This is a genomic window from Exiguobacterium sp. s34 (assembly GCF_018617435.1).
GTDB lineage: Bacteria > Bacillota > Bacilli > Exiguobacteriales > Exiguobacteriaceae > Exiguobacterium > Exiguobacterium aestuarii.
This window is the reverse complement of the sequence record NZ_JACSKE010000004.1, coordinates 299,572-322,107: the sequence shown is the minus strand read 5'-3', so window position 1 is coordinate 322,107 and position 22,536 is coordinate 299,572. Positions and strand designations below refer to the sequence as shown.

At 49.3% G+C, this 22,536-nt stretch carries 24 protein-coding genes; 4 read left to right on the top strand and 20 right to left on the bottom strand.

The genetic code is table 11. The annotated features are described in order from the left end of the window. Positions 1-20: 20 nt before the first annotated feature. The 10 genes from argF to KNO87_RS11000 form a co-directional block, all read right to left on the bottom strand. Positions 21-947, bottom strand: a complete 927-nt coding sequence (gene argF, locus KNO87_RS11045) for an ornithine carbamoyltransferase (protein ID WP_214796171.1) — start codon at positions 945-947, stop codon at positions 21-23. Beyond that, positions 944-3,964, bottom strand: coding sequence for a carbamoyl-phosphate synthase (glutamine-hydrolyzing) large subunit (gene carB, locus KNO87_RS11040; protein ID WP_214796170.1), 3,021 nt, complete (start codon positions 3,962-3,964; stop codon positions 944-946). The genes argF and carB overlap by 4 nt, the downstream gene beginning before the upstream one ends. Continuing rightward, a complete protein-coding gene (locus KNO87_RS11035) occupies positions 3,957-5,006 on the bottom strand; it encodes a carbamoyl phosphate synthase small subunit (protein ID WP_214796168.1) in 1,050 nt (349 codons plus the stop codon). The genes carB and KNO87_RS11035 overlap by 8 nt, the downstream gene beginning before the upstream one ends. Then, a complete protein-coding gene (locus tag KNO87_RS11030; RefSeq protein ID WP_214796166.1) occupies positions 5,003-6,148 on the bottom strand; it encodes an acetylornithine transaminase in 1,146 nt (381 codons plus the stop codon). Before KNO87_RS11030 ends, KNO87_RS11035 begins: the two co-directional genes overlap by 4 nt. After that, the gene (gene argB, locus KNO87_RS11025) at positions 6,108-6,887 is read right to left on the bottom strand and encodes an acetylglutamate kinase (protein WP_214796164.1); all 780 of its coding nucleotides are present in this window, start codon (positions 6,885-6,887) and stop codon (positions 6,108-6,110) included. Before argB ends, KNO87_RS11030 begins: the two co-directional genes overlap by 41 nt. Then, positions 6,884-8,101: a bifunctional glutamate N-acetyltransferase/amino-acid acetyltransferase ArgJ gene (argJ, locus tag KNO87_RS11020; protein WP_214814653.1), complete on the bottom strand. Its 1,218-nt coding sequence runs from the start codon at positions 8,099-8,101 to the stop codon at positions 6,884-6,886. Before argJ ends, argB begins: the two co-directional genes overlap by 4 nt. Positions 8,102-8,112: 11 nt before the next feature. Further along, a complete protein-coding gene (gene argC, locus KNO87_RS11015) occupies positions 8,113-9,138 on the bottom strand; it encodes an N-acetyl-gamma-glutamyl-phosphate reductase (protein WP_214796160.1) in 1,026 nt (341 codons plus the stop codon). Positions 9,139-9,298: 160 nt separating this feature from the next. Next, positions 9,299-9,616: a hypothetical protein gene (locus KNO87_RS11010; RefSeq protein ID WP_214790419.1), complete on the bottom strand. Its 318-nt coding sequence runs from the start codon at positions 9,614-9,616 to the stop codon at positions 9,299-9,301. Positions 9,617-9,649: 33 nt separating this feature from the next. After that, positions 9,650-10,132, bottom strand: a complete 483-nt coding sequence (locus KNO87_RS11005) for a type III secretion system chaperone (protein WP_251126177.1) — start codon at positions 10,130-10,132, stop codon at positions 9,650-9,652. After that, on the bottom strand, positions 10,125-10,400 hold the full coding sequence (locus KNO87_RS11000; protein WP_015880543.1) for a 4a-hydroxytetrahydrobiopterin dehydratase: 276 nt from the start codon (positions 10,398-10,400) through the stop codon (positions 10,125-10,127). The genes KNO87_RS11005 and KNO87_RS11000 overlap by 8 nt, the downstream gene beginning before the upstream one ends. A 140-nt stretch (positions 10,401-10,540) precedes the next feature. Here KNO87_RS11000 and KNO87_RS10995 point away from each other — a divergent pair, with 140 nt between their 5' ends. Beyond that, positions 10,541-11,074, top strand: coding sequence for a cysteine hydrolase family protein (locus tag KNO87_RS10995; RefSeq protein WP_214796158.1), 534 nt, complete (start codon positions 10,541-10,543; stop codon positions 11,072-11,074). 22 nt (positions 11,075-11,096) lie between these two features. Next, on the top strand, positions 11,097-12,542 hold the full coding sequence (locus tag KNO87_RS10990) for a nicotinate phosphoribosyltransferase (protein WP_214796156.1): 1,446 nt from the start codon (positions 11,097-11,099) through the stop codon (positions 12,540-12,542). 36 nt (positions 12,543-12,578) lie between these two features. Here the strand turns inward: KNO87_RS10990 and KNO87_RS10985 are convergent, their stop codons facing one another. Further along, positions 12,579-12,881 (bottom strand): 7TM diverse intracellular signaling domain-containing protein, encoded by a 303-nt coding sequence (locus KNO87_RS10985; RefSeq protein ID WP_031424443.1) that lies wholly within the window; start codon positions 12,879-12,881, stop codon positions 12,579-12,581. A 114-nt stretch (positions 12,882-12,995) separates the two neighbouring features. Between KNO87_RS10985 and KNO87_RS10980 the strand changes: the two genes are divergently transcribed. Then, a complete protein-coding gene (locus tag KNO87_RS10980) occupies positions 12,996-13,469 on the top strand; it encodes a YwpF-like family protein (RefSeq protein ID WP_214790413.1) in 474 nt (157 codons plus the stop codon). Positions 13,470-13,544: 75 nt separating this feature from the next. On the opposite strand, the gene KNO87_RS10975 is transcribed toward KNO87_RS10980, so the two are convergent. The 3 genes from KNO87_RS10975 to KNO87_RS10965 all read right to left on the bottom strand — a co-directional run bounded on the left by KNO87_RS10975 (position 13,545) and on the right by KNO87_RS10965 (position 15,630). Beyond that, entirely contained in the window at positions 13,545-14,021 is a 477-nt protein-coding gene (locus KNO87_RS10975; RefSeq protein ID WP_214790411.1) for a DUF456 domain-containing protein, read from the bottom strand. A gap of 10 nt (positions 14,022-14,031) precedes the next feature. Beyond that, positions 14,032-14,631 (bottom strand): histidine phosphatase family protein, encoded by a 600-nt coding sequence (locus tag KNO87_RS10970; RefSeq protein ID WP_214790409.1) that lies wholly within the window; start codon positions 14,629-14,631, stop codon positions 14,032-14,034. A gap of 63 nt (positions 14,632-14,694) precedes the next feature. Next, positions 14,695-15,630 carry an alpha/beta hydrolase gene (locus KNO87_RS10965; RefSeq protein ID WP_214796154.1) on the bottom strand — a complete coding sequence of 312 codons (936 nt, stop codon included), beginning with the start codon at positions 15,628-15,630 and terminating at the stop codon, positions 14,695-14,697. A gap of 173 nt (positions 15,631-15,803) precedes the next feature. On the opposite strand from KNO87_RS10965, the gene KNO87_RS10960 reads away from it, so the two are divergent. Then, entirely contained in the window at positions 15,804-16,808 is a 1,005-nt protein-coding gene (locus tag KNO87_RS10960; RefSeq protein WP_214796152.1) for a metal ABC transporter solute-binding protein, Zn/Mn family, read from the top strand. 39 nt (positions 16,809-16,847) lie between these two features. Here KNO87_RS10960 and KNO87_RS10955 read toward each other — a convergent pair whose 3' ends face one another. From KNO87_RS10955 to KNO87_RS10930, 6 genes are all read right to left on the bottom strand, one after another. Next, positions 16,848-17,159, bottom strand: coding sequence for a hypothetical protein (locus KNO87_RS10955; RefSeq protein WP_214796144.1), 312 nt, complete (start codon positions 17,157-17,159; stop codon positions 16,848-16,850). Then, on the bottom strand, positions 17,128-17,298 hold the full coding sequence (locus KNO87_RS10950) for a hypothetical protein (protein WP_214796142.1): 171 nt from the start codon (positions 17,296-17,298) through the stop codon (positions 17,128-17,130). The genes KNO87_RS10955 and KNO87_RS10950 overlap by 32 nt, the downstream gene beginning before the upstream one ends. Before the next feature lie 51 nt (positions 17,299-17,349). Next, positions 17,350-17,805 (bottom strand): hypothetical protein, encoded by a 456-nt coding sequence (locus KNO87_RS10945; RefSeq protein ID WP_214790401.1) that lies wholly within the window; start codon positions 17,803-17,805, stop codon positions 17,350-17,352. An 85-nt stretch (positions 17,806-17,890) separates the two neighbouring features. Further along, positions 17,891-19,336 (bottom strand): alanine/glycine:cation symporter family protein, encoded by a 1,446-nt coding sequence (locus KNO87_RS10940; protein WP_214796140.1) that lies wholly within the window; start codon positions 19,334-19,336, stop codon positions 17,891-17,893. Positions 19,337-19,538: 202 nt separating this feature from the next. Further along, positions 19,539-22,004 (bottom strand): CoA-disulfide reductase, encoded by a 2,466-nt coding sequence (locus tag KNO87_RS10935; protein WP_214796138.1) that lies wholly within the window; start codon positions 22,002-22,004, stop codon positions 19,539-19,541. Next, entirely contained in the window at positions 22,001-22,309 is a 309-nt protein-coding gene (locus tag KNO87_RS10930) for a rhodanese-like domain-containing protein (RefSeq protein WP_251126176.1), read from the bottom strand. The genes KNO87_RS10935 and KNO87_RS10930 overlap by 4 nt, the downstream gene beginning before the upstream one ends. Between the last annotated feature and the right edge of the window lie 227 nt (positions 22,310-22,536).

Genomic DNA, 22,536 nt, shown 5'->3' with positions numbered 1-22,536 from the left:
TGGCGTGTCACCCTTTGTTGTTACGTCACTAATGTCAGCATCAATGCTTTTTGTGCATGCAGACGGTTCTCGGCTTGATCGAACACCCATGACTGTGGTCCATCGATCACATCAGCCGTCACTTCTTCCCCGCGATGCGCCGGTAAACAGTGAAGGAAGATTGCATCGGTTTTCGCAAGAGCCATTAGGTTACCGTTCACTTGGAACCCTGCAAATTTCATCAATCGTTCATCGGCTTCCTCTTCCTGCCCCATACTCGCAAAGACGTCCGTATAGACAATATCTGCTTCATTTGCAGCAAGCGCCGGATCATCAAACAACTTGATGCTACCTCCAGTCGTCTGCGCCAACTTTTGTGCATTCTCATAAATCGCTTGATCGACGGTGTATCCGTTCGGCGACGCGATTCGAATATGCATCCCACTCAGCGCACCGCCAATCATGAGCGAGTGCGCCATATTGTTCCCGTCTCCGATATACGTCAACACTTTCCCTGAACGACTTCCGAACTGTTCTTCAATCGTCAACAAATCCGCGAGCACTTGGCACGGATGATGCAGATCCGTCAGTCCGTTCATAATCGGAATCGTTCCATGTTGCGCCAACGTCTCCACCGTTTCATGCGCATACGTCCGAATCATGAGCGCATCCACATACCGACTCATCACTTGAATCGTGTCCGTCAATGGTTCCCCGCGCCCGATTTGCAAATCTTGACCGCTGAGGAAGAGCGGGTACCCGCCTAGTTCGACGACACCCACCTCAAATGACATGCGCGTACGAGTCGATGCCTTTTCAAACAACAAGGCGACTTTCTTACCTGTCAGCGCTGTCGCAAAAGATTGAGGCGACTGTTTGACGTCATGTGCCAACTGAAGCAACGCATCGAGCGTGTCCGGTGTCAATTCTTCCATCGTCAAAAAATGTTGCATCGTCTTCACTGTCATTTAGCTACGCCCTCTTTCATTTGAATGGATTGTAACGATTGAACTTGATTGTCGGCCAGTGACTGACTCATTTGATAATACTGAGCCAACTGTCGCGACGAGATAATATGAACGCCGTTGCGGACGGCGGCTTCACGTGATTCCCGCTCATCGGTCGCATCCGAGAATAACACGGCGACATCTTGGAAGTCAGTGACGTCTGCGAGCGGTGTATCCCCGAAGTGCTCAAACCCTTCCCCAAAAGCAATCTGCGAACGTGTCATCACCCGCGTCGTCAGCGCATCATAGGTGAACCGCTCCGGCACATATGGATGTGAGCTGAACTGGAGCGTCTCGCCTGTCGAACGCATGACCGGGCCTGTCATCGGGTCGACGCCGGGCAACTTGACGTTCGAGAAGATTGGCGTCTTCACCGCATAGTTCGTCAATGGGCGAACGCTTGTCGGAACGTAATCAGCTAACGACAGACCATACGCTGCATAGGTCGCCCATTCGATTAACGGTTCGCCCGTCACTTTACTGACAATCGGAACGGTCCGAGATGCACGCGGATTGATTTCGAGGACATAGATCGTTTCTTCGTTTAACACAAACTGAATGTTCAAGGCCCCCTTATAATCGAGTGCCTGCCCGATTCGTTTTGCAATCGATTCGACTTTCTCTTGAATCGACTTACTCGTCTCGACTGGCGGTAAGACCATCGTCGAATCTCCCGAGTGAACACCTGCCGCTTCAATTTGTTCGAGGATGACTGGCACATACACCGTTTCCCCGTCTGTCACACAATCCACTTCGAGCTCACGTCCTGGAACGTATTGATCGACAAGGATGGGATAGGCAAGATTCGGTAACGCATCTGCCAACTGTTCCTCCGTATGAATGAGCAGCATCCCCTTCCCACCAATCACATATGACGGGCGAAGGATGCATGGATAACCTAGCTGTTGTACCGCTTCATTCAATTCTTGTTGGGAAGACACTTCCTCTCCCGGAATATGTTCGACCTCAATCGAATCAAGGAACTGATAGAAACGATCCCGGTCTTCCATTTGGTCGATGGTCGGCGCGGAGGCACCGAGCAAATGATATCCAGCCGCCTCTAAATCATGGGCGAGCGCAATCCCTGTCTGGCCACCGAACTGAATCAAGATATCGTGACAACCTTCCGCCTCTAACACGTGCATGACATCCTCGCTTGTCAGTGGTTCCACGTACAGTTTGTCCGCGATCGAGAAGTCGGTCGATACGGTCTCCGGGTTATTGTTGATCATAATCGTTTCGACACCAAGTTTTTGAAGCGCCCATACCGCGTGGACTGAACTGTAGTCGAACTCAATGCCTTGTCCGATTCGAATCGGCCCTGCCCCGATGATGGCAACTTTCCGTTTGCCACTCGGCTCTACTTCAGATGTCCCGTGCCAGGAGCCATAAAAATATGGGGTCTGACTTTCAAATTCAGCGGCGCATGTGTCAATCATCTGATATACCGGCTGAATCGAAGCCGATTCCCGGAGCGTCTTGACGTCCGCGACTTGTACGTGCATGATCTCGGCAATCTGTGCGTCTGTGAATCCGAGGCGCTTCGCCTGTAATAGTCCGCTCGGTTCCGTCAAATCTTGCTTTGTCATTTGGAGGAGACGTTTCAACATCTGAATGAAGTGTGGCGTGATTCCCGTGATTTGCTGCAACGAATCGTCAGACAATAATTCACGATCGAGCAAAGCGAGACAAGCATGAAGACGACGGTCCGTCGGTGCCTCGATTTCTTTCATTAACACATCGACGGTGGCTTCTTGCATCCACTTTGGATAGAGTGGCGCCTGTTCAATCCCGGCTCCACGCCATGCCTTCTGCAATGCCTCTTCTAATGTTTTCCCCATCGCCATACTCTCGCCGGTCGCTTTCATTTGTGGACCGAGCGTACGGTCTGTCTCGGCGAACAGGTCGAACGGGAAGCATGGCACTTTCGCCGTAATATAATCGAGTGCCGGTTCAAAACTTGCCATCGTGTTTGTTGTGACCGGATTGATACAACGGTCTAACGGTTCCCCTAAGGCGAGACGTGTCGCGATTTTCGCAATCGGATAACCGGTCGCTTTTGACGCAAGCGCTGAGCTGCGCGAGACGCGAGGATTCACTTCAATCACATAGTACTCTGATTTCGTCGGATGAACAGCGAACTGAATGTTACACCCACCAATCACACCTAGCTCGGATACGATCCGAAACGAAGCACTCCGTAACGTTTGATGCATGTGATCCGATAACGTTTGTGCTGGTGCGAATACGACGGAGTCCCCCGTATGCACACCGACCGGGTCAATGTTTTCCATGTTGCAGACGATGATGCACGTTCCGAACGCATCACGCATCACCTCATATTCAAACTCTTTATAGCCGGCGATGCTCTTTTCGACTAAACATTGCGAGATCGGACTCGCTTCAAGACCTCGACGTGCCATCTTGTAGGCTTCTTCTTCTGTCGTCGCGATGCCACCACCTGTTCCGCCGAGCGTAAAGGCTGGTCGAACGATGAGCGGAACACCCGTCGACTCGATGAAAGTCGTCAATTCTTCTATCGATTCAATCGTTGTTGACGTCGGAATGGGTTCATGTAGCAGTTCCATCTTTTGTTTGAATCGTTCACGGTCTTCTCCGTCTCGAATCGTTTCAAGTGATGTCCCGAGTAGTTCGACTCCATATGTCGTCAATACTCCAGCTTCCTCGAGATCGAGTGCCAAATTCAACGCCGTCTGTCCCCCGACCGTCGCGAGTAAGTGAGTCGGACGTTCTTTTTCGATGATGGCGGTCGCTTTTTGTACGGTCATCGCTTCGATATACGTCGCATCCGCCATCCCTGGGTCTGTCATAATCGTGGCAGGATTGGAGTTCAATAAGACAACTTCACATCCGGCTTCTCGTAGCGCTTGGCACGCTTGTGTTCCGGAATAATCAAACTCTGCGGCCTGCCCGACCACGATCGGTCCTGAACCAATGACGAGTACTTTTTTATGCATACACGTTCACTCCCTGCTGAATCATTTCGTCAAAGCGGTCGAAGACAGATTGTGCGTCAGTTGGTCCTGGACTCGCTTCAGGATGAAACTGTGTCGTGAAGATCGTTCCATTCGGATGCACAAGTCCTTCGACCGAGTGGTCATTCACATTCTCATAGAGCAACTCAAGCGGGCTTTGTTCGATACTCGTCCGTTCGACAACATATCCGTGGTTTTGTGACGTCATCCACACTTCGTTTGTCTTGACGTTTCGAACCGGGTGATTCGAACCCCGGTGTCCATATGTTTGCTTTTCAATGTTGCACCCGAATGCGAGCGCGAGCAGTTGATGCCCCATGCAAATTCCGAGCGTCGGATGAGATAGCGCTAATTCCCGAATGACCTCAATTCGTCCGAGATGATCTCGCGGGTCCCCTGGCCCGTTCGATACTAAGATCGCATCCGGTCGCAACGCATCCACGACATCTTTGGGAGAATCATATGGGACACTCGTCACGCGATATCCACGTTTCACGATTTCCCTGACCATCGACGCCTTCACCCCAAAATCTAAACAGACAACATGTCCTTTCTCCCCGTTTCCTTCATGAACGATCGACGTCGTCGTGACACGCTCTGTCAGCTGATGGAGTGGTTGCGGATTGTTGGATTCCATTTCATGAGACATCACCCCAAATTGATCTCCTTCTTCACGCAACACGTGGACGAGGGCACGCACATCGACTTGTGATAGTACCGGGATCCCTTCCTTTTCTAACCAATCCTTCAATTCGGGACGCCCTCCATGATCCGCCAATGTTTGAACGAGGACGCCGGCCACTTGAATGTGCGCACTTTCGTTCCCGTCTGATTCCAGTCCATATTGTCCGATCAGCGGATAGGTGAAAGCGATGATTTGTCCTGCGTATGACGGGTCGGTCAACACTTCTTGATAGCCTGTCATCCCGGTGAAGAACACGACCTCGCCACTCGCATGTCGTGCACTCGTCTCCCAAGTTCCTGTTAACTGCATTCCGTTCAATAAGCTGATGTTTCCGTTCATACGACGCCCTCCTTCTGTAAGATTTGTTCAAGTTTCATCAATGCTTCGTCGATTTCAGATTTCGTGACTCGTAATGAGGGCAGGAAGCGAATGACACGGGCACCCGCCATCACGACTAGTAACCCCGTCTCTGCCAATTGTGTGACCCATTCGGCTACCGGTTCTGATGAAACAAGTCCAACCATCAGTCCGAGCCCTCTCACTTCTATGAAACGTTCCCCGTCCACGAATTGGGTGAGTCCTTTCTTCAAGTATTCTCCCATGTCTTTGACATGTTGAAGGGACGTTGGTGTGAAGAGAATATCGAGCGTCGCTTCCGCCGCCGCCATCGCTAGCGGGTTTCCACCGAACGTCGATCCGTGACTCCCGGGTCCAAAGATTTCCGTCGCTTCCGTCGTCGTCAACATCGCACCAACCGGGATGCCGCTCCCCAGTCCTTTCGCTAACGTGACAATGTGTGGTTGAAGTGGTGTTTGCTCGAATGCAAAACGTGTGCCAGTACGGGCGATGCCGGTCTGCACTTCGTCGACGACGATTTTCACATCATACTCGTCTACCTTTTCTTGCAGCGCCTGTAACCACGACTGATTCGCGACGACGACACCCCCTTCACCTTGCACGATCTCTAGCCATACAGCGGAAGTTTCTTCATCGATTAAGTTCAGCGCCTCCATGTCGTTGAATGGTGCGTGTATGAAATCATTCACCATCGGACCGAATCCTTGCTTCACTTTATCCTGGCCGGTCGCCCCGAGCATCGCGAACGTACGACCATGGAACGATTGGGTGAATGTGACGATTTTCGTCTTCTTCGTCCACTTGCGCACCAACTTGAAGGCCGCCTCATTCGCTTCCGTACCACTGTTACAAAAGAAGGCATGTGTGAGATGTGTTCCTTTTGTCAGTTTCTCAGCTACACGCTGTTGACCGGATATCATATATAAGTTTGATGTATGCCACACTCGATTTAGTTGTTCTTCAATCTTTTGTTGCACGTATGGATGGCGATGTCCCGTCCCACACACAGCAATCCCCATCACAAAGTCTAAGTATGTGTTTCCAGACACGTCCGTCACGTACGACCCGCTCGCTTGCGCAATCTCAATCGTTCGTGATCCGTATGTCGGTAAAAGCGAATTCATAGTTCCCCTCCCATAATCTTGTCCCTGCCAGTGTTGCGTCACGACCATCCCGGATACGGGCTTGTTTGACACCACCTGCCACCGCTGCTAATAACGCCCCTACTTTCGGCACCATCCCGCCATAGATTTCTCCGTTCGCAATCGCCTCATGAACATCTCGTTCGTTTAACGTCGTTTGGAATTCGCCATGAATGCGAATCCCGTTCACATCTGTCAGCAGTTCAAATTCATCCGCTTGTAACGAAACGGCAAGTGCCACCGCACAATCATCACCGTTACAGTTCAGCGGTCCGTTCGCGCTCGCAATCACAGACGTCACGACCGGTACATGACCGGAATCCATCAATCGTTCGAATACGTCATTCCGAATCGCTGTCACCTCGCCGACTTTCCCAAGTCCGGTGATCGGATGACCCCAAATCGCATTTCCGTCGACACCTGATAAGCCAAACGCATCGATGTCATGTTGTGTCAGCGTCGACACGACATCCGTCTGCATTTCCCCGGCCAACACTCGCCAAGCCCCAATCAACACCTCGTCCGTCGTCACGCGACGACCGTCTTGAAAGGTCGGCTCGATGTGTTGAGACGTGCAGTACGCCGATAGTTTTGGTCCCCCTCCGTGAACGATGAGCAGTTCATGACCGGCTTCCATCCAGTTACGCCACTCCTCAAAATACTCGGGCGCCATCGAATCCCAGACGCTACCTCCAAGTTTGATGATTTTTCGCTTCTTCATGTCCGGTAACTCGCATTGATTTTGACGTAGTCATACGTCAAGTCACATCCGTATGCCTGACCTGCCCCTTCCCCGTCATGTAAGTCGACCGTGATCGTGACGACGTCCCGACTCATTTCTTCTGTCGCATACGTCTCATCAAACCAGACGGGGGTACTGTTTTGGAGGACGAGCTGACTACCGATCTGAATATCGATCGCCGCTACATTCACCGGGAACGGAACGGCACCGATTGCGGCAATGATTCTTCCCCAGTTGGCATCTTGGCCGTACACCGCCGTCTTCACGAGGGAAGATCCGACGATTTGTTTGGCAATCGTTCTAGCCTCTTGGTCGGATGTTGCTCCATTGACATGAACTTCAATCAGCTTCGTCGCCCCTTCTCCATCCTTCGCAATTGCTTTGGCAAGCTCTAAACAAACCTCTGTCAATGCCTGTTGGAACGCATCATGTGCTGAAGTCCCCTCTTTGATTTCTTCCATTTCTAGTGCCCCACTCGCCATGACGAGCACCATATCGTTCGTCGAGCTGTCTCCGTCCACCGTGATGTTGTTAAATGAGGCGTCGACGCTTTGCTTTAGCGTCTGTTGCAAAAGCTCTGGTGCGATGACGGCATCCGTCGTGACGAATCCGAGCATCGTTGCCATATTCGGATGAATCATCCCCGACCCTTTGGCGACTCCCGCGATGGTCACGGTCGTTTCTCCTTCGCCGTACTGGACGACCGTCTGTTTCGTTCCGGTATCCGTCGTCAAAATCGCTTCAGCGAATGATTGCCCATCTTCCCATGCGGTTGTCGGTTGCAGATGACCGATTCCGTTTATGAGCGGGATCATCGGGAGCGGTTGACCGATGACGCCTGTTGAGGCGATTGCCACCTCCTCCGGCTTCACACCTAACTGTGTCGCTGTCACGTCGCGCATCGTATAGGCATCCTTCAATCCTTGTTCGCCTGTACACGCGTTCGCGTTACCACTATTGATCAATACGGCCCGAAGGTAGCCATCTGATTCGGTCAGAGATGCTTTTGTCACTTGAATCGGTGCCGCTTGAAAGTGGTTGGTCGTATAGACCGCTGCCGTACTCGCCGGTCGTTCACAGACGAGTAACGCCAAATCTTTACGTTTTCGTTTTAATCCCGCATGGATCCCACACGCTTGAAATCCTTTCGGTGATACGATGCCCGGCTTTTGGGTCGCCATGATGTCGATCATGCTTCATCCTCCTAAATGTATTGTGGTTGACTCAACAGTCCGAGTGTTTCTTCTAACCCGAATCGAACGTTCGCATTTTGTAACGCTTGTCCGGCTGCTCCTTTTTGCATATTGTCGATGACCGAGACGATGGTCAGGCGATTCGTCCGTTCTTCTTTGTACACCCAGAGATTGCAGTAATTCGAACCGACAACTGACTTGATCTCAGGTTCACCTTGCTGCACGCGGATGAATGGTTCGTCTCCATATACGTTCTGAAGACGATGTACCCACTCATCTTCTGAAACGTCATCGTTCGGTTGAACCGTGATCGTCGCCATGATTCCTCGGTTGATGGGGAGTAAGTGTGTCGACATCGAGACGGTTGCTTTCGTTCCACTCCATGTGTTCAACGTTTGCTCGATTTCTGGGATGTGTTGATGCGTATGAATTTTATAGAGTTGCACGTTCTCATTCGATTTAGCGTGATGCGTCTTCTCACTCAATCCCTTTCCGGCACCCGTAATTCCTGAACAGGCAGAGACGATGATATTCGTCGGGTCGATCCAGTCATGTTGAACGAACGGTACTAAGGCGAGCGAGACGGCTGTCGCGTAACAACCGGGATTTGAAATCCATTTCGCGGTCAAGAGCTTGTCCCGATTCCACTCGGTCAAGCCGTAGACGGCCTCTGTTTGAATGAAGGCCGCTACAGGCGGTTTCCCGTACCACGTTTCGTATAAGTTGGATGGTAATCGCAAGTCCCCACTCAAATCGATGACCACCCCGTCAAAACATTCCAACTGTCGTATATAATCAGCGGACACGCCGCTCGGTGTCGCAAGAAACAATACATCGATTCCAGCCAGGGCATCCGCTTGAAACGGCTCAAGTTGTTGTGCACCTGTCTGCAACCACGGATACAGTTCCGATAAGGTCATTCCGGCGCGCGAATCGCTGATTGCTTTTTCTAAATGGATAGTCGGATGTTGTTCGATCAGCTTCAACAACTCCAACCCGGCATAACCTGTTACGCCGACGATGCCACACGTAATCATCTCCTACCTCCTCTAAAGAATAAAATGATTGAACCATATGTATATTTATTCTGTCAATTGTATTTTTATTCATAGGAGGCAGATTATCTTCACCATCGCTTTTGTTTCAAGGGTTTGATGCGCATAAAAAAAGCCCGATGCGTAAGCATCAGGCGTGTGATTAGATTTGATTTTTATGACGAGCCTCTTGAAGCGCGTCGACTAAGTCTTTCACGTCTTCGACGAGGTTTTGAATCGTATCTTGGTTTTCTTCGTAAAGCGACTTCCATTCCATGACACGGTCTTTCAAGTTCCCTTTCGATGACGCTTGAAGACCAACCGCGTGTGCTTCTGTCGATGCGTTCGATGACTTCAACTTCGACTTCATGCCTTTCAGTTGTCTCACTTGTTGATCGCGTGTTTCGCTATGGAGAAGTGATGCCGCTGCGCCGATTACTGCACCCGCAGCCATCCCCAACCAGAAATAATTCTTGTTCATAAAAATCCTCCCCTAACATGACGTTATCTTTTATTATAGATTATCTGACTCAGTGACGACATAGTGTTTTATGACAGGACCTGCACCTCGTTGTTCGACTGCCCGTTTCAGGCGGTCTTCAAGTACCGCATAGTCCGCTGTGTCTCGGAAGTGTTTCCCACCAGACGTGAATTGAATAAACAAGACCGCATGATTGTCGTCTGGGTCGACACCTAGTCGGTAAGCCGAAAATCCATCATGCCCGACACCAAGCGGCGCCTTTTCCGTCAACAACTGGTGAAACAGAAGGGAACGGGCATTTTCATCCGTCGGCACGTTCGCATATAAGACGTTTCCTTTTTTTACGAATTCACCGGATGCCTCTTCGATTTCAAACACCTTGCCACTTTTAAACGGAGATTTTTCTCCTTCTGCGAGTAGAATCGTTTCGTGACCATTCGCAGCGATCACACCCGGCTCTTTCCGGAGGCGCTCCGCCACACTACCTGACGCAAACGTCATATATAGTTTAGACAAGTTCCTCACACCCTTTCGCAAGTGTGATGTCTTTCTCCGTAATGCCCCCTTCATCATGGGTCGATACGGTCAATGTCACATTTCGATATTCAATCAAGATGTTCGGGTGATGATCAAGCGATTCAGCCAAATCTGCCACCAGATGGACGAACTGGATGGCTTCAGGGAACGTCTCGAGCCGATACGTCTTTTGAATTTCCCCGTTCACTTCTTCCCAACCGTTTAACCGTGATAGTTCATCTGTCAATTCACTTTGTGATAAAACCATCGTCACAATCCCCTTTCCCTATACAGTCTACTGTCTTAATCTACCCAAACCGCAGAAAAATAATCTTCCGCGCATGATGTATAATGATTTAGAATGAGGTGGATAGCCATCATTTTGATTACGAGAGAGGAGCATCTCCTATGCGCGCATTGATTGTTATTGATTATACATTTGATTTTATCGCAGACACCGGTCGTTTGACTTGTGGGAAACCTGGGCAAGAGATTGAAGAGCGGATTGTCGAATTGATCGAAACGTTTTCGACTGAGGATTATGTCGTCATCGCGAACGATGTCCATGATGCAGGAGACACGTTCCATCCTGAGACGACATTATTCCCGCCTCACAACATTCGTGGGACGGAAGGTCGTGAATTGTATGGCACCGTGAAAGAAGCATCTAAAACGGCGGACCATTGGATCGACAAAACACGATATAGTGCGTTTGCCGGGACTGACCTTGACCTTCGTCTTCGGGAACGTGGAATTACAGAAGTTCATCTCGTCGGTGTCTGTACGGACATTTGTGTGCTCCATACAGCCGTAGATGCCTACAACCTCGGTTATCAAATCGTCGTCCACGCCGATGCCGTCCAAAGCTTCAATCCGGTCGGTCACGAATGGGCGCTCGAACATTTCGTCACGACTCTCGGTGCGACCGTCGTCGGAAAGTGACGTAAAACAGAAAGGAAAACATATGTTACATCGCAATTTAGCACTTCACACAGACCTTTACCTCCCACGTTGGATGTATATCTACTGGAAACAAGGTCGTCATAATGAAAAGGTCGTCTTTGACCTTTACTACCGTTCGAATCCCTTCAGCGGTGGCTATGTCGTCTTCGCCGGACTTGAAAACATCGTCCACTATCTGGAGAACGTTTCGTTCACAGAAGAAGACATCACGTATTTAAAAGCGCAACTCGGTTTCGAAGATGAATTTGAAGATGTGTTACGAAACTTTAAGTTCACTGGTTCACTATATAGTGTCCGTGAAGGAGAAGTCATCTTCCCGCACGAACAAGTCGTCCGGATTGAATCGACCATCTTTGAAGCAAAACTGTTCCAGACAGCGCTACTCAACATCGCGAACCACGAATCACTCATCGCCACGAAGTATGCCCGCATTCGTCAGGCTGCTCCAAACGAGACACTCCTTGAAGGGGGAGCTCGTCGCGCACAAGGTGTCGATGCTGCCTATTACGGGACACGCGCTGCTTATATCGCTGGTTTCGATGTGACGAGCCTCGTTTCTGCAGGACGCGATTTCGACGTACCGACAGGAGGAACGATGGAACATGCGGACATTCAGTTCCATGATGATGAATTGAGCGCATTCCGTTCGTTCGCCGAGATGTACCCAGATAACACGAGTCTTCTAATCGATACGTACGACACACTGAAATCCGGTCTTCCAAACGCGATTACGGTTGCGAAAGAGCTCGAAGCAAAAGGACACCGCCTCAAGTCTGTCCGACTCGACTCTGGTGACCTCGCCTATCTGTCAAAACGCGCTCGCAAAGCGTTGAATGAGGCAGGTCTTGACTACGTCAAAATCGTCGTCTCTGGTGATTTGGACGAGTACGTCATTCAAGACTTACGCATGCAAGGGGCAGAAGCCGATACGTTCCTCGTCGGGACACGTGGAATCACGGCTTACGAGCAACCAGCACTCGGAATGGTGTATAAACTCGTCGCTCGTGAGGATGAATCTGGGGAATTAAAACCGGTCATCAAAGTGTCTTCTTCTAAAGTGAAAACGACAACTCCTCATAAAAAAGAGTTGTACCGCATCATCGACAAGGAGACGAAAAAGTTCAAAGGCGACTATATCGCCCTTGCCGACGAACCGGTCGAATCGTATACCGAAATCGACTTGATCGACGTTCGCGATCCCGCCTTCAAAATCAAGACGCGCAACTTCAACGTCAAACGCTTGTTACAACCGATTTTCCTTGACGGAAAACGGGTTTACGACCTTCCAAGCACGACCGAGATCCGAGCATACCATCACGAACAGATGAACGGACTCTGGGAAGAGTATAAACGCCTTCGCTTACCGGAAGTGTACTCCGTGACATTCAGTAAACCGCTCTGGGATTTAAAACTCGATATGATTCGCAAAACGCGAGTACCAAAATAAAAAACGGTTGTGGGTGTATTTCCCACAACCGTTTGCTTATACCATCGTCATCTCGCCTGCTTGGCTTTGATCTTCTTTTCTCCGAAAGTAAAGCGCCATCGACAAAGAGAGCAATATCAAGACAAAATAGACGGTTCGTTGCCAAAACGTCGCTTCGGTGTCCCCTTGGAACAGTGCAATGATATAATCGCTCCCACTGACTAAAAATAGTCCGGCAAGCAAAAGAAAGATTCGATAGCCGGCCCGACTCCGCTCCCGTTTCACTTTGAAGAAAAGGACACCATAGTAGACAATCGCGAGAATCGTCACATACCCGATTACGCCAACAACCCAACTCATCTTGATGCCTCCCTCACTCTCTATTTTTTCTATTTCTTCCCCGTTATCTTAACACATTCTATTCGTCAGACTATGTTAAGATGGTCTAAAGAAAACGCGGAAAGGAACGATCCTATGAAAACGTTTCGCCTCGTCCAAGTCCGTCTCGTTCAAGACGAGTACGGCAATGAACTGAACTTACCAATCGATTTACTCGATGGGTTGATCATTTCGAAAGAGCACGATTCAGAATGGTTGCTCGAGATGCTCGTCCCGACCGAATCGGCCGTCACGCTTCACCATTACTTAAACAAACGAATCCTCATTCTCGCTGAAGCTGTCATCACGTCCCCGACGAACGCGCCTGCCGCACTCGCCTTGACGTTCACGAGTGAACGAGCCTTGAGCGATCACCATACGTTCGTCGCCGAAGGACTCATGTTGAATCCAAAACAAGATGCGACAAAACAAGTGCTCGACTCGCTTATTCAAGAAGGAGTCGCCACGTCGAATTTGAAGCCAGCCTTCTTCGAGAAGAAAGTGGAGATCCAGCAATCGTTCAGCCGCTCCGCCTTCAATCAATTAGTCAAAACCGGGTCATTCGAGTAATCGAATGACCTTGTTTTTTCTTTCCCCAAAACCATTCCCCTTTCAAACAAAAAAGACGGAGAAAGGTACTCCGCCTCACACATAGATCAAGAACAAGATGACCATCATCGTCATCCCGATTACTTTCAACAGCGTGCTTCCGAGAAAGGCGAGGACTGTTCCGACACCGATGCTCCACGCTTCACGCGTTGACTTTCCGAGTGTCAACTCCGCTAGAAATGCGAAGACGAATGGGAAAATGAGGACACCGACGAGCGGGAAGATAAATGGCCCGGCAATCAAACCAATCGTCGCACCCCATTTCGCCCGTTCTGAACCACCTCGTTTATCCACTGTGGCTCTGGTGACAACATAGTCCACCACAAACAAGAAGATAAGGAAGACCGATTGCCATACCCAGAACGTCCACGTCAACGGCTCAAATGAAAAACCGAATCCGTAAATCATGTACCCGATGAACAAGAACAGGACGCTTGGGATCACCGGATAAATCAGTCCGGCAAAAGCGACTACAAATGATGCAATGATGAATACCCATAGCAAGGTCGTCATGACATTCTCCTCATTTCATGATGGCCGGATCGGTGATATGGTCAGCAACATTAATCGCCTTCACCTCAAAACGGCCATGTTGATGGATAATATAGTTCGAACAGGCGTTTCGCATCGCATGACGGAACGTATACGTATCATCAATCGCCGAGAGCGCCGCTTTAATCGCATGTGAATGACAAACGACAATGATGCGCTTTCCTGGATGCATAGTGACTAAATGTTCCATTCCTTCTAAAACACGAGCGCGCATCTCATCTTCTGACTCAAGACCGGGCACGCGATGCTCGTCATCTGCCTGCACCGCCTCATAAATACCTTTCACAGGTTGTCCGGACGCTGCTCCAAACTCGCGTTCAATAAATCGCTCGTCCAATTGAATCGCATCATGCTCGATTCCACACGCTGTCGCAATTGCCTGTGCTGTATGGACCGCACGCGTTAATGGACTAGAGATGATGAGATCCCACTGTTCTTGACCCAAAAAAGCTGCACTCTCTTCCGCCTGTTGACGTCCGAGTGCATTCAACGGATTGTCTTCACGCCCTTGAATAATTTCTAAACGATTCCAATCGGTTTGACCGTGTCTGACTAAACATAACTCTGTCACTACTTCCACTCCTTACTCTTTCAATCATCCCCCATCGTACCATCTTCCCTAAAAATCGCAACTTCAGACAAAGCATTCGTCAATAAAACGGTTGATGCGCGCCATCAGTTGCTCTTCTTTGATCGGGTTGTCTGATTGAAGGAAACTCGCAAGCGAATGTGTCCCATTCGGAAATGAGATGAGCTGAACGTTCGCGCCGACATCACTCGCATGTTCAACGAAGTGAAGCGCTTGGCCGAACGGCACAATCGGGTCTTTCTTTCCATGTAACAATAGAATCGGAGGGGCATCGGCATATAGATGGGAGACTGGTGAGCATTTCACCATCAGTTCACGCCACTCCTCACGGCTTCCTTCATAAAATTTCAGATGAGCCAGCCATGTTTGAATAAATTTGAACAGTAAAAAGTTCGTCGGTGGATACAGGGCGATGACCCCTTTGATGATTGGAAGGTCATCCCCGAGTTCGCCCACAAATTGTTTATGGCGATCGAGCGCAGTCGCGAGCATCAAAGCCGCTCCAGCAGAATCGCCCCATACGAGTAACTGACTTGTATCAAGCGTCAGCAATGATTCATGCTGCTTTAAATAGCTAAGTGCATCCGAGACATCGATAATATTATCAGGGAAATATACCCCGTCCTCAAACAAGCGATAATCGATACTGACAACGGCGATCCCTTTCCCCAAAAAGTGATCGAGTAACGGATGGAACAGTGTGACCATACCGCGGCTCCCTCTGACAAATGCTCCCCCATGTGCATAGACCGCGACTGGGAACGGCCCCTCTCCTGGTGGGAGATATAAATCAAATTGGAGCGGACGATCATTGACAATCTTATACGTGTACGTGTGGCGCCGGCGTGTTGTCGGTCGAATCGGCAATTCAGGCTCTTGCCATCTGACAAGTGACCCGTACTGATTCCACACGCTAGCCCCGGCTGCCGTTGCCGCGGCTAACGCCGCACCCCCGACAAACCAGGCAGTCTCCCTTCTCATACAATCCACTCCTCGTTCCTTTTTTTAATCATATTCCCGCTTTTTTCAAAAATCTATCCATCAGAAGTCGGACTTGACGTGCTCCGAAGGTCACACTATAATATTACTCGCAGTCACAAAACGTAACAGTTACGATTTAATATTCAGATAACTTGGAAGGTGGACGATGGAAGATGAAGAAGACTTGGCTAGGTGCTGTCGCGGCCGGCACGCTTTTACTTGGGGCTTGCGGCAACACCGAGGGAGATAACGCAACAGAATCGACAGATGATCAACTGACCGTCTACGCTTCAACTTTTGCCTTGAAGTCAATGGCGGAGGAAATCGGTGGTGACCGTGTCAACGTGGAAATGGTCATTCCACCAGGAGCAGACCCGCACACATACGAGCCCACTTCGAAGCAAATGACTCAAATTGCAGAAGCAGATCTCTTTTTGACAATCGGTCATGACCTCGAACCTTACGTGGAATCGATGGAGAAGAGCTTAGAAGGACAGAACGTCGCTTTCGTCAAAACAGCTGAGGACGTGACGTTACTCGATGCCGCTGATACGGTCCATGTCCATGAAGAGGATGGTCATTCCGAGGATGAACATGCTCACGAAGAAGAAGGACATTCTGAAGACGAGCAAGCTCATGAAGAAGATGGTCATGACCACGGACAATACGATCCACACGTCTGGCTCGACCCGATGAATGCTGTATCGATGGCAGAAGCGGTAGAAGCAGCTTTCAGTGAAGAAGCACCGGACTATAAAGACGAGTTCGCTGAGCGGTTGAGTGCATTTAAAGATGAGGCGAACGCCCTCGACGCGGAATTAAAATCAGCAGTTGAGAATGGTTCGAAGTCAGAGTTGCTCGTCACACACGCAGCATATGGCTATTTGGCTGAACGATATGGTTTCGAGCAATTGCCGATTGCCGGACTCACACCTTCTGAAGAGCCGTCACAACAAGCCCTGAAACGAATCATTGAAGAGGCTCGTCTCCACGACTTGAACTATATCGCTTTTGAAGATACAGTCACACCGAAAGTGGCCGAGGTCGTGAAACAAGAAATCGGCGCAGAAAGCGTGACAATCTACAACTTAGAATCTGTCACAAAAGAACAGATGGACAAGAGCTATTTCGACTTGATGCGCGAAAATGTCAAGGCACTCGAGACAGCTTTGAAATAATTAAAATCCCGAAACGAACTAATTCGTTTCGGGATTTTTTTATACCTCAAGCCGACGGTCCAGCGTCTTCATCGTCACGATAAGAAGGAGCAGTAGTGATACGATCACACCCATCATCCATACATCTCCATTCATGAAGGATGACCATCCCCACTTGCCCGCGCTCAGTCCGAACCACACTTGACTGAAACCGACTCCAGTCAGTCCGAATAGACCAAAACGAAACCATGTCATCTGCGGAACGAGCCGTTTGCCGACGAAGTAACTATTCAATAATAAAAGCCCAACGTAAGTAATTAACAGGACATTCCACGCTGTCTCAAAGAAGGGTACGACCGCACCTCCCGTCACCCCGTATCCCCATCCATGTCGCCAAGAATACGGTGAATGAGATGAGCGTGATGCGATAGAGTGATACATTCTTCGTTTGATACGCAAGAAACGGATTAATCAGAATGCCGATCCAGATGAGTGTGCCGAGCACGTCCATGAATGAATCCCCTTTATACCATTTTTTTACAGTATATCATATGGATTCAACTTATTCATAATAAATTAAGACAAGCTCTTCTTGAGACGCGGCCGTCTCACAAAACTGTTGCAATCTTGTCCAGTCTTCCCAAATCGTCTCGAACTCATCTCTCGGTACGAGCGCCATATCTTTCACATCGTCCCGTCCGAACGCGTGTAGTGTGTCTTTGACGATATGAAGCAACTGCGGGGTCAAAATCCCGACCACGACCGCCTGCGCTTCATTCACGATCAACTCCTCGCCGACGAGTGCCATTTCCATATTGTACGTATCAGCCCCATCGATATACACTTCGATTTGACTGAGTACGCGTTGAAACGATTCGACATTCGGGAGCGTTAACGTGTCGTCCCGGTCACGGTATTGCTCATGCATATGAATCAACCAGTCTAAAATCATCTCCGGATCTTGTTCGAACGATACCCATACTTCTGGGGAAACACGTACATAGTGCGTCGTCTCCATACATGAACGCCCCCTTTTTTATGACATTACCCGTCTTATAAACATTAAAAAACCGCCTACGAAAATTCGTAGACGGTTCGATTCATTAAGAACGACCTGTTCCTGTTTGCTGTTCTTCTGTTTCGCTCTCCCAAGCCTCGATATATTCACGGCCAGGAAGATTTTCGACCGAATCGACATAGAATACTGGGTCTTCTCCTTCGCGGCGCTGTGCCAAGTAGTCATCAAGGACGGCTCGAGCCACTTTCGCCAAACGGAAGATTGCATACAAGTTGACGAGCGCCATGAGCCCCATGAACACGTCAGCAATCGACCAGACGAGGCCTGCAGAGCGGACCGCTCCAAACAAGACCATCCCGACGACACCGATGCGATAGAGTGTAACGTAGATTTTTTTATCCGAGATGAACTGAATGTTCGTCTCGCCGTAGTAGTAGTTTCCAAGAATCGAACTGAAAGCGAACAAGAAGATCGCAATCGTCAAGAACGATGTTGCTACTGAACCGACTTCCGCTGTCAACGCAGCTTGTGTCAATTCGACACCAGCGAACGATTCTGAACCCGCTACACCTGAGATCAAGATGATCATCGCTGTCGACGTACAAACGAGTAATGTATCGACAAATACACTGAACGATTGGATCAACCCTTGTTTGACAGGGTGTGACACTTCCGCTGTCGCAGCGGCGTTCGGCGCAGAACCCATCCCTGCTTCGTTCGAGAAGAGACCGCGACGGATCCCTTGGAGCACCATCGCACCAATCGCACCGCCGAAGAGTTGCTCAATTCCAAGAACTCCTTCTGAGAAGATGAGGCTGAAGACGTCTGGTAAGAGGGATACGTTTGTCACCATAATCCAAATCGCGAGTAAAATGTAGCCACCCGCCATGACTGGAACGATAATACTCGACAAGAGCGCGATGGATTGAATACCACCGAATACGACAACTGCCGTAATGATTGCGAGGACAATCCCCACGACTGTCGTGCTGATGCCGAACTGGTTACTCACAGAAAGTGAAATCGTGTTCGACTGAACAGAGTTGAACGCGAATCCGAATGAGAACGTGATTAAAATCGCGAACAAGACACCGAGCCAACGTTGACCGAGCGCACGCTCCATATAGTAAGCCGGACCTCCGCGCCATGTGCGTCCGTCACGGATTTTATACACTTGTGCCAATGTACTCTCGACAAATGCAGACGCCGCTCCGATCAAGGCGATGAGCCACATCCAAAAGACTGCCCCTGGGCCACCTAGCGCAATCGCTGTCGCCACACCGGCAATGTTTCCTGTTCCGACACGTGCCGCCGTTCCGATTGCGAACGCTTGGAACGAAGACACTTGGCCTTTTTCACGCGCTGCGCCTTCTTTAAATAAAAGGCGGAACATTTCAGGAATCATGCGGAACTGAACAAAGCCCATGCGGACTGTGAAATAAATACCTAATGCGACAAGAACAACGATGAGCACTTGCGACCATAACAAGTCGTTCGCCTGCGAAACAAGGTTCTCTACAAATTTCTCCATACTAATCCTCCATCACTCTAAAAATCTCAACAGAAAAAGTCATGTCAACTTTTTTAACATGACTAGAATTATAGGTAAATTATACGAAAATTGCAATATTAATTCGTTTTTTTGAATAGGCGGGGCATTCATTCGATTCAACCTTACAAACAAAAAATGGATCGGAATTGCTCAGCGCAACCCGATCCATCGCCTAGTCTATTTAGATAAAGAGGTTTAAGTTACCGCCCTCTGCTGCGCCGAGATACGCCGCAACACCACCAAGGTCGACACCTTCAATCAACTCTTCTTCTTTGATACCCATGACATCCATCGACATCGTGCAGGCTACCATCTTCACGCCTGCCTCTTGAGCTGACTTGATCATTTCTTCAACAGAAGGAACGTTCTTGTCACTCATGACTTTCTTCATCATTTTCTGGCCGACACCACCGAAGTTCATGTTCGAGAGTGGAAGTTCGCCAGCATGCCCTGGCATCATCATGCCAAACATTTTCTCAAGACCTTGTTTCTTCACTTCAGGTGCGTCCGGCTTGCGGATGACATTGAGTCCCCAGAATGTGAAGAACATCGTTACTTCTTTCCCCATCGCTGCAGCGCCTTGCGCAATGATGAGAGATGCGAGCGCACGGTCGAGATCACCACTGAAGACGACCATTGACGCGCCGTCTCCTGCTGGAGCGCCTGCTTGTGGTGCAGCTGGTCCTTGTCCTTTTTGAAGGATGGCTTCGACTCGTCCATTGACGAATTGTTTCGAGACAAGTTTGTTACCTGTCTTCTTCGCCCATGCTTCGATATCGGCAAAGAACCCTGGGTCACTTGCGAGTACACGAAGTGTTTCGCCTTCTCCGAGTTCTGCGACTTTTTTATTCACTTCTAAAATAGGTCCCGGGCATTGTAGACCACATGTGTCTAACACGACCGCTTCACCGATTGGTGCGTTCGTCATTTGTGTTGGCTCCTCCTCTACAACGGTAGCCGCTGTTTCATTTGATGTGTTCGCTTCTTCAAGCGCCTCGAAATCACGATTGATTTGTGACCATGTTTTGTAGCCACCGCTCAAGTTTTTCACCTTGAAGCCGTTTTGACGCAAGATGCGTGATGCGAGATATCCACGAAGACCGACTTGGCACGTCACATAAATCGTTTCGCTTCGGTCATAGTTGTCTAAGTTTTCACGTAATGAGTTAAGTGGGACATTGATGGATCCTGGAATCTTCCCAAGTTCATGTTCTGATTCGTCACGGACGTCAAGTAGCGTCGCCCCATTTTTCACAAGCTCATCGATTTCATCCCAATGCACGACTTCATTATCACCGAGTACGACGTTAGAGGCGACGTATCCAATCATGTTGACCGGATCTTTCGCCGAGCTGAACGGTGGTGCGTAACTGAGTTCGAGGTCAGGAAGATCAAGGACCGTCAAACCGCCTTTCATCGCTGTCGCAATGACGTCGATTCGCTTGTCGACACCGTTGATACCGACACCTTGTGCACCGTAAATCTCACCAGTTGTCGGGTGGAATAAGAGTTTGAGCGATACTGGCGTCGATCCTGGATAGTATCCGGCGTGCGAACCTGGATGCACGTGAACGGCTTCATACGTCTTACCGGCTGCTTTTAAGCGTTTCTCGTTCCAACCAGTCGATGCGACCGTCATATCAAACACTTTCGCGATTCCTGTTCCCATCGTTCCGTTATATTTCACGTCACGGCCGTTAATGATATCGGCAACGAGACGACCTTGACGGTTCGCCGGCCATGCGAGTGGGACGACGGTTGGTTCTTGGAAGACGTAATCGAGCACTTCGACCGCATCTCCAATCGCGTAAATCGACGGGTCAGATGTCATCATTTTTTCATTTACACGAATCGCACCGCGCGTACCTGTTTCAAGGCCTGCTTCACGGGCAATCGTTGACTCCGGCGTAACCCCGATCGACATGATGACCATATCTGTATCGATGACACGACCGCTCGTCAAATGAACTTTCTTCCCTTTTTCAGAGAATGAAGAAACACCATCAGACAATTGAAGCTCAACACCATGAAGACGTAAATGTTCATGGATCGGTGCGACCATCTCACGGTCGAGCGGTGTCATGACTTGGTCTGCCATCTCGACGAGGGTGACGTCAACGCCACGCTCACGTAGGTTTTCTGCCATCTCAATCCCGATGAAGCCCCCACCGATTACAGTCGCGTGTTTTGGTGCTTTGTCATCGACATAGCCACGGATTTTATCTGTATCTGGAATATTGCGAAGTGTGAAGATGTCTTCTGCTTCGTCGATTCCAGGGATGTTTGGACGAATCGGTTTCGCTCCCGGTGAAAGGATGAGGACATCATACGACTCATCGTACGTCTCACCTGTTTGGACGTGCTTAACCGTTACCGTTTTCTCATCACGGTTAATATTAACGACTTCCGTCAAATTACGGATATCGAGTTGGAAACGTTTGTTCATTCCTTCGACCGTTTGGACGAGCAATTTTTGACGGTCTTGGATGACGTCCCCGATGTAGTATGGAAGACCACAGTTTGCGAATGAAATATATTCCCCACGGTCGAACATGACGATTTGATTTTCTTCATTCAAACGACGGAGTCGTGCAGCTGCAGATGCACCACCTGCTACCCCACCGACGATTACGATTTTTTTACTCATTGTCCATTTCCTCCTCTGACGACTTCTCCTGGCCAACTCATCAAGCCATCTTCTATATTGACCACTTTATAGCCTTTTGCCTCCATTTGCCAAGTTGCTTGCGTGCTGCGTGCACCCGAGCGGCAAAGAACGACATATTCTTCAGCAGGATCGAGTGTATCGATCCACTCTGTCATTTCTGATAATGGATAGTTTTTAGCACCTTCGATATGCGCTTCTTGAAACTCGTCGCGTTCACGAACGTCGACAATGTTTACAGGCACTTCAAAGTCCATTTGACGTTTTAAAGCAGATGCTTTCATCATTAATCTACCTCTCTATTTTCGATTCAATCTATACCATTCGGCTTGGTAGCTGGCGCTCAATAAAGTTTGTGATTTATTGAACATTTAGCTTCCACGTCATTAATATACCCCCTTAGGTATTCAAATGCAAGAAATAAGTTTGACGAAATGTAGAATTTTTCATCCCGCCTTTATAAAGTATTTCATCCCGCCTTTATAAAGTAGTTGATGCTCGACACATACTCCCC

What these genes read in the sequence shown, in the direction of transcription:
- KNO87_RS11035 (WP_214796168.1), bottom strand. Translation starts at nt 5,006, where the DNA reads ATGAACGGAAACATCAGCTTATTGAACGGAATGCAGTTAACAGGAACT.
- KNO87_RS10960 (WP_214796152.1), top strand. Translation starts at nt 15,804, where the DNA reads ATGAAGAAGACTTGGCTAGGTGCTGTCGCGGCCGGCACGCTTTTACTT.
- KNO87_RS10950 (WP_214796142.1), bottom strand. Translation starts at nt 17,298, where the DNA reads ATGGACGTGCTCGGCACACTCATCTGGATCGGCATTCTGATTAATCCG.
- KNO87_RS10945 (WP_214790401.1), bottom strand. Translation starts at nt 17,805, where the DNA reads ATGGAGACGACGCACTATGTACGTGTTTCCCCAGAAGTATGGGTATCG.
- KNO87_RS11000 (WP_015880543.1), bottom strand. Translation starts at nt 10,400, where the DNA reads ATGGTTTTATCACAAAGTGAATTGACAGATGAACTATCACGGTTAAAC.
- argC (WP_214796160.1), bottom strand. Translation starts at nt 9,138, where the DNA reads ATGATTACGTGTGGCATCGTCGGCGTAACAGGTTATGCCGGGTTGGAG.
- KNO87_RS10985 (WP_031424443.1), bottom strand. Translation starts at nt 12,881, where the DNA reads ATGAGTTGGGTTGTTGGCGTAATCGGGTATGTGACGATTCTCGCGATT.
- KNO87_RS11010 (WP_214790419.1), bottom strand. Translation starts at nt 9,616, where the DNA reads ATGAACAAGAATTATTTCTGGTTGGGGATGGCTGCGGGTGCAGTAATC.
- KNO87_RS10940 (WP_214796140.1), bottom strand. Translation starts at nt 19,336, where the DNA reads ATGGAGAAATTTGTAGAGAACCTTGTTTCGCAGGCGAACGACTTGTTA.
- KNO87_RS10995 (WP_214796158.1), top strand. Translation starts at nt 10,541, where the DNA reads ATGCGCGCATTGATTGTTATTGATTATACATTTGATTTTATCGCAGAC.
- argB (WP_214796164.1), bottom strand. Translation starts at nt 6,887, where the DNA reads ATGAAGAAGCGAAAAATCATCAAACTTGGAGGTAGCGTCTGGGATTCG.
- argF (WP_214796171.1), bottom strand. Translation starts at nt 947, where the DNA reads ATGACAGTGAAGACGATGCAACATTTTTTGACGATGGAAGAATTGACA.
- KNO87_RS10930 (WP_251126176.1), bottom strand. Translation starts at nt 22,309, where the DNA reads ATGATGAAAGCATCTGCTTTAAAACGTCAAATGGACTTTGAAGTGCCT.
- KNO87_RS10965 (WP_214796154.1), bottom strand. Translation starts at nt 15,630, where the DNA reads ATGAGAAGGGAGACTGCCTGGTTTGTCGGGGGTGCGGCGTTAGCCGCG.
- argJ (WP_214814653.1), bottom strand. Translation starts at nt 8,101, where the DNA reads ATGATCGACATCATGGCGACCCAAAAGCCGGGCATCGTATCACCGAAA.
- KNO87_RS11030 (WP_214796166.1), bottom strand. Translation starts at nt 6,148, where the DNA reads ATGAATTCGCTTTTACCGACATACGGATCACGAACGATTGAGATTGCG.
- KNO87_RS10980 (WP_214790413.1), top strand. Translation starts at nt 12,996, where the DNA reads ATGAAAACGTTTCGCCTCGTCCAAGTCCGTCTCGTTCAAGACGAGTAC.
- KNO87_RS10935 (WP_214796138.1), bottom strand. Translation starts at nt 22,004, where the DNA reads ATGAGTAAAAAAATCGTAATCGTCGGTGGGGTAGCAGGTGGTGCATCT.
- KNO87_RS10990 (WP_214796156.1), top strand. Translation starts at nt 11,097, where the DNA reads ATGTTACATCGCAATTTAGCACTTCACACAGACCTTTACCTCCCACGT.
- KNO87_RS10975 (WP_214790411.1), bottom strand. Translation starts at nt 14,021, where the DNA reads ATGACGACCTTGCTATGGGTATTCATCATTGCATCATTTGTAGTCGCT.
- carB (WP_214796170.1), bottom strand. Translation starts at nt 3,964, where the DNA reads ATGCATAAAAAAGTACTCGTCATTGGTTCAGGACCGATCGTGGTCGGG.